Source organism: Pseudohongiella acticola, from assembly GCF_001758195.1.
Lineage (GTDB): Bacteria > Pseudomonadota > Gammaproteobacteria > Pseudomonadales > Pseudohongiellaceae > Pseudohongiella > Pseudohongiella acticola.
On sequence record NZ_MASR01000001.1, the window covers coordinates 1,167,702 to 1,181,069 of the forward strand.

A 13,368-nucleotide genomic window follows, 5' to 3' on the forward strand; every position below is an offset into this window, starting at 1 on the left:
ACTGGTTTTTATGTCATTTAAATATTTGTCACACGATGCCGGCATCATCCGCCTGCCCGCGTTTGCCACAGGCGTGATAGCGGTCGCCCTGCTGCTGGCTGCGCCGGCCCTGCAGGCGCAGGAAACCGGCAATGACTTCGATGGCATTCAATTCGGCTCGCAACGACTTTGTTTTGGCATGAGTGGTATATCTGAAGAGCCGGCACTGGCAATCTGTGACGCGCTGGCGCTGGGCGAGAATGTGCGCGCACGGGAACTGGCCCAGCAATGGGTTAGCGAAGAGCCTGAGGCACCGGGGGCGCAGTTTGCTCTTGCCGAAGTTCTGTTTCGTGTTGAAGGCAATTTACCCCGCGCCCTGTTCCACCTGAATATTGCCGAGTCCCTGACCGGCTACAGTTCTCTGGGGCGGGCCATGGCGTCGGGCAATCTGGAGTGGCATTACCTTACCCTGAGCCAGCTATCCTATGCCCATCAATTGATTGGCGACCAGGAAAAATCGCTGGCTTACCTGGATCAGATCAGCGCCATCTACGGACAGGACACAGAATCGTTTCGTGGCTGGCCACTGATTAAAATGAAACGCTACGATGACGCCCGCGCCAGTGCCGAAAAAGTGTTGAGTTCAAGCGACAACCCGCGTGAACGCAGCCGTGCCTGGAACACCCTGTGTGCGGTTGAACTGGCCGATCTGCGGCCGGCGGAATCCCTGCAGGCCTGCGAAAATGCAATGACTGAGGATGAAGGCATCGCGGCCTCTCAGGCCGAAGAGCTGGACACAGTACACCTGCTCAATGCATCGGAAGTGTCGCTGAACCTGCTGCGTTTCGAGGAAGCAGAGGACTATCTGGATCGCGCATCACGCCAGATTGACCCGGACAGCGTGGGCAATCCGTGGATCTATAAACTTTACCTGTATATGAACCAGGGCCGTTTCGATGACGCCCGCAATGCCCTGGACAATATGCTGGTCTGGCGCAACAGCCAGTCACCGCTGGTCGGGGTAATGAATCGTACCGACCATTTTATGGTCAGTGGTATTTTCCTGATGCTGGCCGGGTACCCCGAGGACGCTGCCAGACTCACCCAGACCGCGCTCAATCAACCCGACCGCACTGGTTCCTATACCGCTGACGAAGCGCAAAAAGACTCTTTCGCCGCGCTGGTCAACAGTGTCGCACATCAGGTCCGTTATCAGCGGCTTCGTGAAGAGCTGGCCACCCTCCCCCGTTTTGGGGCCTGGCGCCTGCGTATCGAGGCTCAGGCAGCACGTTTCCGCGCCTGGCGCTCCGCGCGACATGCCGCCTCCCTGTTTGCCAACGCCGAGACGCTGAGTAACCGACTTCGTCCCTATGCGCCACTGGACGTTCATATACCGGAATGGCTGGAACCGGAATTGATCGCATTGATTGGCCCGGGGGTCATGCAGGAACTGCTTAACGACACTGCAAGTGAAGGTGCATTCGCACTGAACCAGGGCTATGTGTTTGCCTACCAGACTGAAATCGCGGCTCGCCAGGGTCAGCATGCCGAGGTATTGACCATGGCGGAACAGGCCCTGGCACAATTGCCTGCCCAGGAAGCCATGCTACGGGCGCGGGTGTCAGCACGGCTGGCGCAGGCCGCGTGGCAGGAAGGCCAGCGTGGCCGGGCACTGGACCACTATGCGGCGGCGCTGCGCCAGGACCCGACTGTGTTGCGCCGTCTGGACCTGGCCGTTCCGATCACACCGGGCGGCAGCAACAGTCCATTTGGCGCCGAACTGATGTCTTACCTGCAACGCTCTCCCCGGTTCGCTGTTGTCGATCAGGGCCTGCCGCTGGAAATTCTGTCAACCGACACGCCCAGCCTGTGTCTGCGCGACCGCTCCGGCGATGCGCTCTCCTGTGTCGCCTTGCAGCCAGCAGACCCGGCGACGGCCCGCGCCGATTCTCTCCTCGATGACAGTACTGACGCGCAGAGGCTGGCACGTCAATTCCACGACAGCACCTTCAGTCTCGCGTATACTATTGACCGTTCTCAGCGCGTTGCCCTGCTCGGCAACAGCGTTATCTTCAGTAACCAGAACTCCGACCTGCAGCAACGACAAGAGTCCGTGCTGCAGCGCTGACACCACCTTCAGGCAGGTTTATGCACAATATCCCGGGATCATTGTCTCGCGGCTTGATACTGTTGCTCGCCGCCGCGTCCGCTCTGGGCCCGGTCGCCATGCAGATCATGTTGCCCGCCATCCCTGTTGTTCGCGAACGCTTTATGGTCAGCACCGGCACGGCGCAGCTTACGCTAAGCCTGTCGATGCTTTCCATTGCCATTGCCACCCTGATCTATGGTCCGCTGTCGGACCGTTACGGGCGACGGCCGATCATGCTCACGGGTATCTGTATCACCGTGTTTGGCTCACTGCTTTGCATGCTCGCAGGCAGTATTGAATGGCTTATCGTGGGACGCATCGTGCAGGCTGCGGGCGGTGCTGTCGGTCTGGTACTGGCGCGCGCCATCGTCCGCGACGTCTACCCGGCCGATGAAGCGGCTGGCATCATTGCCACGCTGGTAATGGTCATGGTGGTCATGCCCATGCTCTCCCCGCTGGTTGGCGGTGAAATGCTGGTGCGCTTTGACTGGCACTCAATTTTCTACCTGGTCGCCGCCATCTCACTGGTCATGCTGGTTGCGATGTTCCGCTACCTGCCTGAAACACTGCATCAAAAGGTCAATTTCACGGGCGTGGGCAGCATGCTGAAGGGATTTGCCACCTTGCTGCAATCGCGTACTTTCTCGGCCTATGCGTTTAACGTCGCCTTCGTGTCCGTGGTGTTTTTCAGTTTCATTTCGGCGGCGCCGGAAGTCATGGTGTCCGTGTTCAATCGACCGCCCAATGAATACGGGTACTACTTCATCATGGTCCCGCTCGCCTTCATGATCGGCAATTACATGGCACGCGGGCTGTCGAAGAAATGGGGCATTCACCGGATGATCAGCATGGGGTCCCGGCTCAGTATTGTTGGCATCTGCATCGCCATCGGCCTGCAGCTTGCCGGCTTTCACCATCCACTGGCGCTGTTTACGCCCATTGCACTGAGCACCTTCGGCAATGGGGTTTCCCTGCCCAACGCTCAGGCGGGCGCCATCAACGAATTTCCTGCCATGGCAGGCAGTGCGTCGGGGCTTACCGGTTTTCTGCAGATGGGTCTGTCGTCAATTGCGGCGCAGCTGGTCGCACTGCTGTTCAATGGCACCGTGTACCCGATGCTGCTACTGATGCTGGCTGCGGCGCTGATCTCATTGTGGAGTTTTACCCGGGTTCGGCGCTGATACATGGCCAAACGGGATTACACGCGGCGCCCGCAAAGGGCGCACACAGGAAGATTTGAAGTAGCGTTACAGGCCGGCGTGGGCTTCGACGTAGTTCACGGTGTGATTCTTGATGTGCTGCAGTGACATGAACATGTCGCTGTAGGTCTGGGCCGTGACTGCCTGGCAATCGCCAGTACGCAGACGATCAAGGTGTCGCTCACGCATTTCCTTACCCATCTTCCTGATCGCTTTCGACTCCGTGATCAGTGCTCTGAATTCGCTCGCATCAGCATCACGTTCGCGCGCCTTGGTCAGGCGATCAAAATAAGCGGCAACTTCATCAAAGAAAGTCAGTATGTCGGCCCAGGCTTCCGGGCTGATCTCTTCGTTGCGCTTGAACAGACGACTGCGATAGATACTGAAAGACTGCAGGGCGTCGGCAATGCTTTCGATTTCATCAGCCATGCGCATCAGGCCATACGAGCGCGACGATTGCCCTCGCGATACCGATCCCGTCAGCACAATGGTAATGAAATTGATCATCTCCTCTTCGATATTATCGGTGATATCTTCGAGGTGATTGATGCGGTCAAACAGTTTCTTTTTGTGTTTGGGGCTGGTCACATACTCCCGGGTGACCTCAAACATCTCCCGCGTAATGTCGACCATATTGTCCATTTCCAGCCCGGCCTGCTGCAACGCCACCTCAGGCGCCATGGTGGTGCGATTACCAAGGTAGCGAAGTTTGTGGACTTCTTTTTCTTCTTTCTGCGGCACCAGCCAGATCACGGTTTTGGTCAGGAATCCAATCAGGGGTATCCAGAACAACACGTTAAGCACATTGAACATGGTGTGGGCGACGGCAATATGCCAGCCGATATTGGGACGGGAACCGTCTTCTGCCTGCAGATTGGCCTCGCCAGCGACAACAAAATCGATAAAATCGACATACCAGGGGAAAACTGCCACAAACAGGGCTGCCCCCAGAATGTTAAAGATGGCGTGCGCGCGCGCTGCCCGCACGGCTGAGGTATTGGCACCGATGGCAGCCAACTGTGCGGTAATGGTGGTGCCGATATTCTCACCGATAATCAGTGCCACGGCGGTGTCAAAGTTGATGACGCCCGTGGCTGCCAGGGTGATGGTGATACCCAGCATGGCGGAACTGCTCTGCACAATCACTGTCAGGAAGCAGGCCAAGGCAATACAGGCAAGCAGGCTGCCCAGAGACTGCGCATCAAACAGATAGAGATAGGATATAAAGTTTTCGTCGGTCCGCAGAGGCACAAACGCGCCACTCATGAACTCCAGACCAGTGAATATCAGGCCCAGCGCCACCAGCGCCTTGCCCAGGGTGTTCAGCCAGGTGCGCTGGGCCGCCACCATCGGGTAAATACCCAGACCGATGAACAGCAGGCCGAACTTGCCGACTTTGAAAGAGATGATCCAGCCAGTAACAGTGGTGCCGATGTTGGCACCCAGGATGACACCGATAGCCTGTTTCAACTCCATCAGCCCGGCATTGACCAGACTGACGGTCATCACCGTGGAAATACTGCTGGACTGGACAAAAACAGTGATGCCGATACCTGCCAGCACCGCCAGTACACGGTTTCGTGTCAACGATGCCAGTATGCCGCGAATAGCTTCTTTGCCGCTCGACTGCAGCGACTCCGACAGGTATTTAAGACCCAGAAAGAAGATGCCCAGGCCACCAATCGCAGTGTAAGAAATTTCAAAATAGTCCATGGGCGCGAAGTCTATAAAACCAGCGGCCATATTACAATTTGTTTACAGTGTGGCAACAGAAAAATCTTACACGCGTATCAGGAGGCAGGACCGGTCAGAGTCGTAAACACCGCGGTTACCAGCAAAATGAGGATGGTCAGCCCAATCTGGCCAGCAATCGAGCGACGCAGGCGCAATGCACCTGTCAGCATCAATTGCGGCACCAGCATGAACTTGTGTCTGGCGCTCAGGCCCAGCAACCCGGCCACCAGCAGCAACTTTAAGGTCAGCAATTGACCGTAAGCGGTGGTTACCAGAGCTCCGGGGCTGTCGACCAGCTGCCATGTTAACCAGAGCCCACTCAGGAACAACGCGCAGAGCACAACCCAGGCAGACTGGCCAAACAGCACCATTAAACGCTGCAGAGACTGCCGATCAGCCTCCGGTCTGCCGGAAACCTCGGGGCGACTCAGGAGATACAACGGAACAAATGACCCCGTCCACAGACAGATCGCGGTGATATGCAGCACCAGCATCAGCCGACTGACCAGCGTCAGCTGACTGACATGGCCGAGCACGGCAAAGGACAGGGAAATGCACAGCACAGCCCCAGCAGCGAGCGCCACGGTGACAGAGGCAGACAGGATTCCGGACCGGGCTGTTGCCGTCGATACGGACTTCGCGATATACCACTGACCTGCAGCCAGCAGCGCCAGGAAAAAACCCGCCAGGCGCCAGCGAAGCCCGTCACCCAGCGAAGACTGCGCCAGAATCTGCGCGATTACCGGGTCGAACATCCCGCCAGCGCCACGCTGATTGATGGCACCCACCTGAAACAGAAAAAATGCGCTGGTCGCCAGGATGCCCAAAACCGTCGCTGGCAGTAACAGGTGGGACAGCACACGCCTGTCAACATCAGGTCTGTCGCCAGACAACTGACGGCATAACCAGGCCACAAAGACAGCGCCCGGTATTGCCAGCATGGCCAGGTACGACAGCCATTTGGCCAGCAGTACGGCGATATCCCACAGCGATGCGCTCAAAACCGGTCTCAGTGGTGGTGATGTTCGTTTTGCTCGTGCGTCTGCACTTCGGCCTCTTCGCCGCCATCACTGACCACAAAATTGAACAACCCGGTGATGGTGTGCCCATCAGCCCCAATGATTGTCCAGTTCACTGTATGGGCGCCCAGCATCAGATCGGGCAGCTCATAACTGAACATGCTTTGCGCGTCTGTCGACGGGCTGAAACCAAACTCGATATTGTGGCTGGCACCGTGGACCAGTGCCAGACGCAACATTCGCACATCACCATTAAAATTCAGCACCAGCTGCTCGGGAGACACCACTACCGCCTCATGACCGGGCGCCGACGAGGTCAGCTGATTGTGAGCCAGGGCCTTAGCTGCTGGCACCATGACAATAGCGACCAGCATGACTGCTTTCAACCAGGACAATATTTTCATAGTAACTCCTTGAAACTGATAATCAGGTGTACGGATGAATATCCGAATTTAGCCACATTGTACACCGATGTGCTGAATACGCGCTTAACATCGCCTGTGACAATTCGTCGCATGCTGCCACCCGATGCCTTCAACCGAGCAATCCATGCTGAAACAATACACGTAGTCCGATACAATGCAGTACAGTTGGAAAGCAACGTTAATTCATATGGGGAATGTTCATGAACAAGAAAACCTGGTTAAGCGCCGCCGCCATCACGCTGGGCTCCTATGCTTTGTCCTTTTCTGCTATCAACAATGCCCTGGCTCAGGGCCTGCCAGAATACAGTCTGGAGACGATTACCAGCGACATTCAGATGCCATGGGGCATGGTATGGCTGCCCGAAGGCGACATATTGGTCACAGACCGAAACGGAGATATCTTCCGGGTTAGCAATGGTCAAGTCGGCGACCCGCTGGGTGGCGTGCCGGAAGTACACACCAATGGCCAGGGCGGCCTGCTGGATATAGTGCTGCACCCGGACTATGCTGACACCGGCTGGCTCTACATCAGCTACGCCAGTGAGGAGGGCGCGGGCGAAGGCAGCAATACCGCTATCATGCGCGCACGCCTCAATGGCAACCAGTTGGTAGACCAGGAGGTACTGTACAAAGGCGCCGAGAATTCCATGCGCGGCCAGCACTATGGCGGACGTATGATTTTTGACAACGACGGCTACCTGTATTTCTCCATCGGTGACCGCGGCGACCACTTCACCAACGTACAGGATCTGACCCGCGATGGTGGCAAAATCTACCGCCTCAATGCCGATGGCAGTGTTCCCTCAGACAACCCCTTTGCCGGCCGTGATGACGCCAAAGCAGCGATCTGGTCCTACGGTCACCGCAACCCGCAGGGTATCGACATTAACCCGACCACCGGCCAGGTCTGGGCCAGCGAACACGGCCCGCGTGGTGGCGATGAAATCAATATTGCCGAAGCAGGCAAGAACTATGGCTGGCCCTATGTCGGCTATGGCATCAATTACAACGGTGAGCCGCTGGCTGAAGCCAAATTCGGTGAAGGCGTAGAGCAGCCCATCTGGTATTGGGATCCGTCCATTGCCGTGGCCGGCATCACCTTTGTCACCAGCGAGCGTTATCCGGAGCTGCAGAATCATCTGCTGGTGGGTGCTCTGCGCGCCACCAAACTGGAGTTACTGGAAATTCATGACGACCGCGTGCTGCGCCGCACAGATCTGCTGACCGATATTGGCCGCGTACGATCGGTACGTCAGGGTCCGGACGGTTATGTCTACCTGGGCATTGAAGGTGAAGGCATCAAGCGGCTGGTGCCCGCTGATTGAGCGGGTATTAACAAGTAAAAAGTAATCAACGTAACAGGCAGGAAATAGAAGACGGATGAGCGAGAAACTACTGGAAGGATACAAACGTTTCAAAGCAGGTTATTTTGCGCAGAACAAAGACAGACTCAGGGCGCTGGCTCAGGACCAGCGCCCCTCTTATGTGTTGATAACCTGTTGTGACGCCCGGCTTGAGCCATCATTGATTTTTGATACCGAGCCGGGTGACCTGTTTGTCATCCGCAATGTTGCCAACCTGGTGCCGCCTTACGAAATCGAGGGCTCCTATCACGGCACCAGTGCGGCATTACAGTTTGCCATTACAGTGCTGGAAGTGCCGGAGATTATCGTGCTGGGTCACTCGCGTTGCGGTGGTATTCGCTCGCTGGTAACGGGTCAGGACAAAATGGAAAAGGACTCATTCATTTCCCGCTGGATGTCGATCGTGGCACCAGTGGCGAAACTGGCGAACCCGGACAACCCCATTGATGACAAAACCCTGTCTCATTGTGAACAGACCGCTGTAGGATATTCGTTGTGCAATCTGATGACATATCCCTGGATTGCCAGCCGGGTGGAAGCCGGCACTCTGAAGATGAACGGCTGGCATTACGATATTTACAGCGGGGCGCTGAAAAAGATCCACGATCAGGACACCATCTCGACCATCATTGAATCGGACGAGACCTCAGCGGACTAGCCGATCGACCTCATCAACATCCGCCCCTTGTCAGGCGGATGTTGATGAGGTCGATGCACTGCTCTGTGCGCTGGCTTTGCGACCAGGCAAACGCGCTGCCAGGCGATCACGAAGATCATTGGCGGCGACATAAACGATCGGAATAAACACCAGCGTAATCAATGTCGACGCCGCAAGCCCGCCGATCACCACGCGGGCCAGTGACGCCTGCATTTCCGCGCCCGCCCCGATACCCACCGCCAGTGGGAACAGTCCCAACACGGTAGTCAATGTTGTCATCAGAATGGGTCGCAGGCGCAGACGACCTGCTTTCACCACGGCCTCAATCACCGGCATCTGTTCTTCGCGACGCATCAGATTGATATAGTCCACCAGCACGATGGCATTGTTCACCACGATACCAATCAGCATCACCATCCCCATGAAGCTTTGCATATTCAGTGTGGTGCCCGTCAGCAAGAGCGTTGGCACCACACCGATGAATGCCAGCGGCACCGAGAACATGACAATGAGCGGATCAAGGAAACGCTCAAACTGCGCTGCCATGACCATATAGATCAGTATCAATGCCATCACAATGGCCATGATGAAATCGCGCTGCGCCTTGATCTGCTCTTCATACTCGCCGCCATAAACGATGGAAAAACCGTCCGGCAAACTCATCGTGGCCAGGTCAGCCTGAATCGCCTGCACGGCATCACCCAGCGCAACACCGCTGTCGAGATTGGCATTAATGTACGTCACACGCTGACCATTAATTCGGCGGATATCCGTGGGGCCACGATCATAGGTCGTGGTAACGAGAGATGACACCGGCACCACCTGACCATCACCAGCGCGCACCGATATATTATCTATGTCCTGAACATTCAGGCGGTCTTGCGGGCGCAGGCGTACGATAATGTCCACTTCGTCGCCCTGCTCGCGGAACACACCTGCCCGCGAACCGCCAATGCTGCTCTGAATGGCACGACTGACGTCAGCTACACCAATGCCCAGACTCGCCATACGCTCACGATCAAACCGCACATTCTGCTCAGGACGCCCTTCCAGGCGACTCAGATTGACATCGGCAATACCAGGCACGGTTTCCACTCGATCACGAATCGACTGCGCCAGTGTTTCTGCCATATCAAGATCATAGCCGCGCAACTCGATCTGCACAGCGTCTTCGCCACCAGAGCCGAATATACGTCGCATGATCCACATGCCTGTCTGCGCGCGCACCTGCACGCGCATGCCGGGTATGGCTGATTCAACACGAGCCCGGATATAGTCGGTCAGGTCATCAGCATTCATGCTGCGCTGGCTCTGATCAACCAGCGCAAATTCGATCTCGGCATTGCTGTTGCGCACATCGCGCGTGTAATAAAGCACGTCATCCCAGGGCACGATTTCCTGAACGATGTTATCCATTTCCATCATGTAGGAATGCAGAATGGCAATGTTGGTGCCTTCGTCCATATTCATACGAATACTGATCTGATCGGCTTCAGTCTGGGGCGCCAGTTCGTAAGACAGATACCTGACGCCATACACCGACGCTCCCAGCAATAGTACTGTCGCCCCGACAATGGCAAGACGGTGATGCAGTGACCAGCTCAGTATCGACTCGTAGCGTGCCTCCACTGCCTGCAGGAAGCGCTCATTGCCTTTGAGCGGCCCGGTACGCTCAGTGTCAGGCACAACGTTCAGGAAACGGCTCGACAGCATTGGCACCAGTGTCAATGCGACAAACAGTGAACACACGAGCGAGAACACCACCACCAGGGCCAGCTCCTGAAACATGGTGCCGGTCAGCGTCTGCATGAACACCACCGGCAGAAAGATAACGCAGGTGGTAATGGTTGACGCCACGATGGCGCCGGTGACCTGGCGAGTGCCCTGGCGCGCCGCGCGTTTTTTTGAAGCACCGTTCTGGCGCAGACGCACGATGTTCTCGATCACCACAATGGCATTATCAACAATCAGCCCCACACCCAGTGCCAGACCACCGAAACTCATCTGGTTAAGCGTCAGACCACCAAAGAACAGCAAGGCAAACGTGGCCACAATGGCGATGGGAATGGAAACGGCGATAATGCTGGTGATTGAACCGTTACGGAAAAACGCCATCAACACGATAACAGCAAGAATGCCGCCCCAGACGGCGGAGTTACGGACGCTGTCTATCGAATCCTGAATAAACTCGCTCTGGTCAGTCACGATCAGCATGTTGATGTCGGAGCGTTCCTGATTGATACGCTCGGCCTCGCGGCGAATCTGCGCGGCAACTTCTACCGTATTGGCACCAGACTGTTTGCGAATACCCAGGCGCAGCATGGGAACGTCATTGATCTCCACGTAGCGCCCCATGTCAGCGCGGTCATACTCCACGTCGGCAACGTCGGAAACCCGCAGCGCGACGCCATTGACAGTGCGAATAACGGTATCCCGAATCTCATCAATAGTGCTGTACTCACCCAGCGATCGCACGTAAAGGTCGCTCAATCCGCGCTGCACATTGCCACCCGGTGAGTTGCTGCTCTCGCGGCCAATGGCCTGCACAATATCATTCATGGTCAGACCGCCGGCCAGCAGCCGGTCGCGATCAACCTCGATGCGGATCTCGCTGTCGATACCACCCCAGACATCAATCGCGCCGACCCCCGGAATTTGCTCAAAACGTCGCCGTAGATCGCGCTCTAGCACGGTGGTCAGGTCCATCAGGTCCATGTTGGACTGCGCACCTACCACCACAATGGCAGAATCATCAGGATTGAATCGGTTGATGCGTGGTGTGTCGGCATCTTCCGGCAATTGCCGACGCAGGCGATCCAGCGCTTCGCGCACATCATTGCTGACCGAGTCCAGGTTGGTGCCCTGGGCAAAACGTATTGACACCCAGCTGTTGCCCTCGCGTGAGTTCGAACTCATGCGCTCCACGTTCTGCACCGTTGACAGCGCATTTTCCAGCGGCTCGGTGACCAGCAACTCCATTTCTTCCGGACCGACATTGGGATAGCTGATCTGCACCGAAAGTTCAGGCATTTCGATTGGCGGCAACAGGTCAACCGGCAGATAACGAAACCCCAGGGTGCCCAGAGTGATGATGATCAGAAACACCATTGATGTGGCAATGGGCCTTTTTATTGAATTTGCAGTTAACGCCATGATGTTGTTGTCCGTCTGGGAATCGAAGGATTAACTGTCGGAGAGGGCCTGACGATCTTCGCGCGACTGCTCGATGATGTTGAAAATGTCACGGCTCTGCATTCGCTGCATTTCCATGATGCGATCCCAGGGCATCAATCGGGCGCGTGCCTCGCTGATGGCACCCACCAGCATGTTCTGGCCTACAGTGATGACCCACTGCCCTTCATTGACACCCCGAACACCACTGGCCATGCGGCCAGCTGCAATCACATCAATCGCAACAAAACTGACCGGCATCGGTGGTGATACTGCCGGTGCGCCGTCCACATCTGCCACCGGACGCAGTTCCTCACCGGGTGCATTCATGACATACACACCTTCAACACCGGTGCGTGGATGGCGATAAATGGCGCTGTTGGGAATCAGCACTGCCTGCTCGGTCTCGCCGTAAAGCACATCAACGTTAACGAACATGCCGGGGCGCATCAGATTGTCCGGATTGGCCATATCAATATAGGCTTCGGTACGCAAGGTCTCCGGATCGAGAAAAGGCGATATCCGAGAGATATCAGCATCCAGCATGGTGCCCGGCCAGTTCTCTGAATACAGATTCACCGACATGCCTTCGCGAATATAGTTCAGCATGCGCTCAGTCAGCAGAATCTCGATGCGCACCTGATCAACATCGCCAATCAGAAACAGCGGTGTGCCCGTGCTGGCCATCTGGCCACGCTCGGCATTACGCAGACCAACCAGACCGCTGATGGGCGCGCGCACTGTGGTATTGACCAGCTCCAGGCGACGTTCTTCCAGTTGCGAGCGTGCCTGATTTTCCTGCGCTTCGCGCAGGTCCATATTGGCGCTGGCCACGGCCACCTGCACTTCAATGGTTTCCAGATTGGCCGTTGTCTCAAGTTGTCGTTCGGTCAGCTCGCGGACTCGTCGCGCCTGATTCTCCAGTTGTTGCAGGTTGGCTTCCGCCTGTCTCGTCTGCGCACGCGCAATGTCGAGCCCGGCGACGGCCTGCTCATAGCGTTCCACATATTCCGAATCACGTAACTGTACCAACGGATCACCGGCATTAACGTAATCGCCATTGTCGACATAGATCTCGGTGACAGGGCCGGAGACTTCCGGATAGATCTCGGTCTGGTTGCGGGCACTGACCCGCCCGGTCAGACGCTCTTCCAATGGCAGGGCGCCGCGTTGAGCCTGAACCGCCTCAACCGCAGGAATCGTCATTTGCCGCTGCCCGCCGCCCGGGCCTCCGGGACCACCCGTATTGCCGCCCCGGCCGGGCTCAGCCGGCTCCTGGCTGCACGCTGCCAACCCTGCAATCACTGTTGATGCCAATAATGCCAGCAGGACCGGTCGAGACTTTTGCTCTGATGTGGCCATGAGAGAACGCCCAAATAAAGAAAAATGATTTGACTGCTTAATACGGACGCTACCCACAATCAGTTCAAGCGCCCGTGAAATCAATCAGTTGCGTCTTGCAGATTAAACAGCACAACGCTGTTAATCCATCTTAACACCCGGCACTGGTCTTGTTTTACAGGCCGTTCATAGTATTGTGTTACAAGTGTTGTCACGATTGTGGTTATTGCCAGATTTCCGTCCCAATTCGGGCCTCCAGCTGCCCAGTGACTGCACTTGGCAGAGTTGCACCGGTAGTTTAAGTTAGCCTGTACGAGTGAAATTGGGTT

9 protein-coding genes are annotated in these 13,368 nt (G+C 56.4%); 4 read left to right on the plus strand and 5 right to left on the minus strand.

Annotated features, from left to right (window positions below; all coding sequences use genetic code 11):
* The first annotated feature begins 10 nt into the window (after positions 1–10).
* On the plus strand, positions 11–2,107 hold the full coding sequence (locus tag PHACT_RS04825; protein WP_070116153.1) for a tetratricopeptide repeat protein: 2,097 nt from the start codon (positions 11–13) through the stop codon (positions 2,105–2,107).
* Between the two features lie 20 nt (positions 2,108–2,127).
* Positions 2,128–3,309: a multidrug effflux MFS transporter gene (locus PHACT_RS04830; protein WP_070116154.1), complete on the plus strand. Its 1,182-nt coding sequence runs from the start codon at positions 2,128–2,130 to the stop codon at positions 3,307–3,309.
* A gap of 66 nt (positions 3,310–3,375) precedes the next feature.
* On the opposite strand, the gene PHACT_RS04835 is transcribed toward PHACT_RS04830, so the two are convergent.
* The 3 genes from PHACT_RS04835 to PHACT_RS04845 form a co-directional block, all read right to left on the minus strand.
* Positions 3,376–5,040 (minus strand): Na/Pi cotransporter family protein, encoded by a 1,665-nt coding sequence (locus tag PHACT_RS04835; RefSeq protein WP_169819392.1) that lies wholly within the window; start codon positions 5,038–5,040, stop codon positions 3,376–3,378.
* A 77-nt stretch (positions 5,041–5,117) separates the two neighbouring features.
* A complete protein-coding gene (locus PHACT_RS04840) occupies positions 5,118–6,062 on the minus strand; it encodes a CopD family protein (RefSeq protein WP_070116156.1) in 945 nt (314 codons plus the stop codon).
* Between the two features lie 8 nt (positions 6,063–6,070).
* Complete coding sequence (locus PHACT_RS04845) at positions 6,071–6,484, minus strand: copper resistance CopC family protein (protein ID WP_070116157.1); 414 nt, start codon at positions 6,482–6,484, stop codon at positions 6,071–6,073.
* Positions 6,485–6,705: 221 nt separating this feature from the next.
* Between PHACT_RS04845 and PHACT_RS04850 the strand changes: the two genes are divergently transcribed.
* Entirely contained in the window at positions 6,706–7,830 is a 1,125-nt protein-coding gene (locus tag PHACT_RS04850) for a PQQ-dependent sugar dehydrogenase (RefSeq protein ID WP_070118158.1), read from the plus strand.
* A gap of 55 nt (positions 7,831–7,885) precedes the next feature.
* Positions 7,886–8,527, plus strand: a complete 642-nt coding sequence (locus PHACT_RS04855) for a carbonic anhydrase (protein ID WP_070116158.1) — start codon at positions 7,886–7,888, stop codon at positions 8,525–8,527.
* A gap of 30 nt (positions 8,528–8,557) precedes the next feature.
* Here PHACT_RS04855 and PHACT_RS04860 read toward each other — a convergent pair whose 3' ends face one another.
* Both PHACT_RS04860 and PHACT_RS04865 read right to left on the minus strand, forming a co-directional pair.
* Positions 8,558–11,680 (minus strand): efflux RND transporter permease subunit, encoded by a 3,123-nt coding sequence (locus PHACT_RS04860; RefSeq protein WP_083264351.1) that lies wholly within the window; start codon positions 11,678–11,680, stop codon positions 8,558–8,560.
* A gap of 30 nt (positions 11,681–11,710) precedes the next feature.
* Positions 11,711–13,060, minus strand: a complete 1,350-nt coding sequence (locus PHACT_RS04865; protein WP_083264352.1) for an efflux RND transporter periplasmic adaptor subunit — start codon at positions 13,058–13,060, stop codon at positions 11,711–11,713.
* Between the last annotated feature and the right edge of the window lie 308 nt (positions 13,061–13,368).

Bases quoted from the DNA above. Each gene is read 5' to 3' on its own strand.
- PHACT_RS04835 (WP_169819392.1), bottom strand. From the start codon at position 5,040: ATGGACTATTTTGAAATTTCTTACACTGCGATTGGTGGCCTGGGCATC.
- PHACT_RS04865 (WP_083264352.1), bottom strand. From the start codon at position 13,060: ATGGCCACATCAGAGCAAAAGTCTCGACCGGTCCTGCTGGCATTATTG.
- PHACT_RS04860 (WP_083264351.1), bottom strand. From the start codon at position 11,680: ATGGCGTTAACTGCAAATTCAATAAAAAGGCCCATTGCCACATCAATG.
- PHACT_RS04855 (WP_070116158.1), top strand. From the start codon at position 7,886: ATGAGCGAGAAACTACTGGAAGGATACAAACGTTTCAAAGCAGGTTAT.
- PHACT_RS04830 (WP_070116154.1), top strand. From the start codon at position 2,128: ATGCACAATATCCCGGGATCATTGTCTCGCGGCTTGATACTGTTGCTC.
- PHACT_RS04850 (WP_070118158.1), top strand. From the start codon at position 6,706: ATGAACAAGAAAACCTGGTTAAGCGCCGCCGCCATCACGCTGGGCTCC.
- PHACT_RS04825 (WP_070116153.1), top strand. From the start codon at position 11: ATGTCATTTAAATATTTGTCACACGATGCCGGCATCATCCGCCTGCCC.
- PHACT_RS04845 (WP_070116157.1), bottom strand. From the start codon at position 6,484: ATGAAAATATTGTCCTGGTTGAAAGCAGTCATGCTGGTCGCTATTGTC.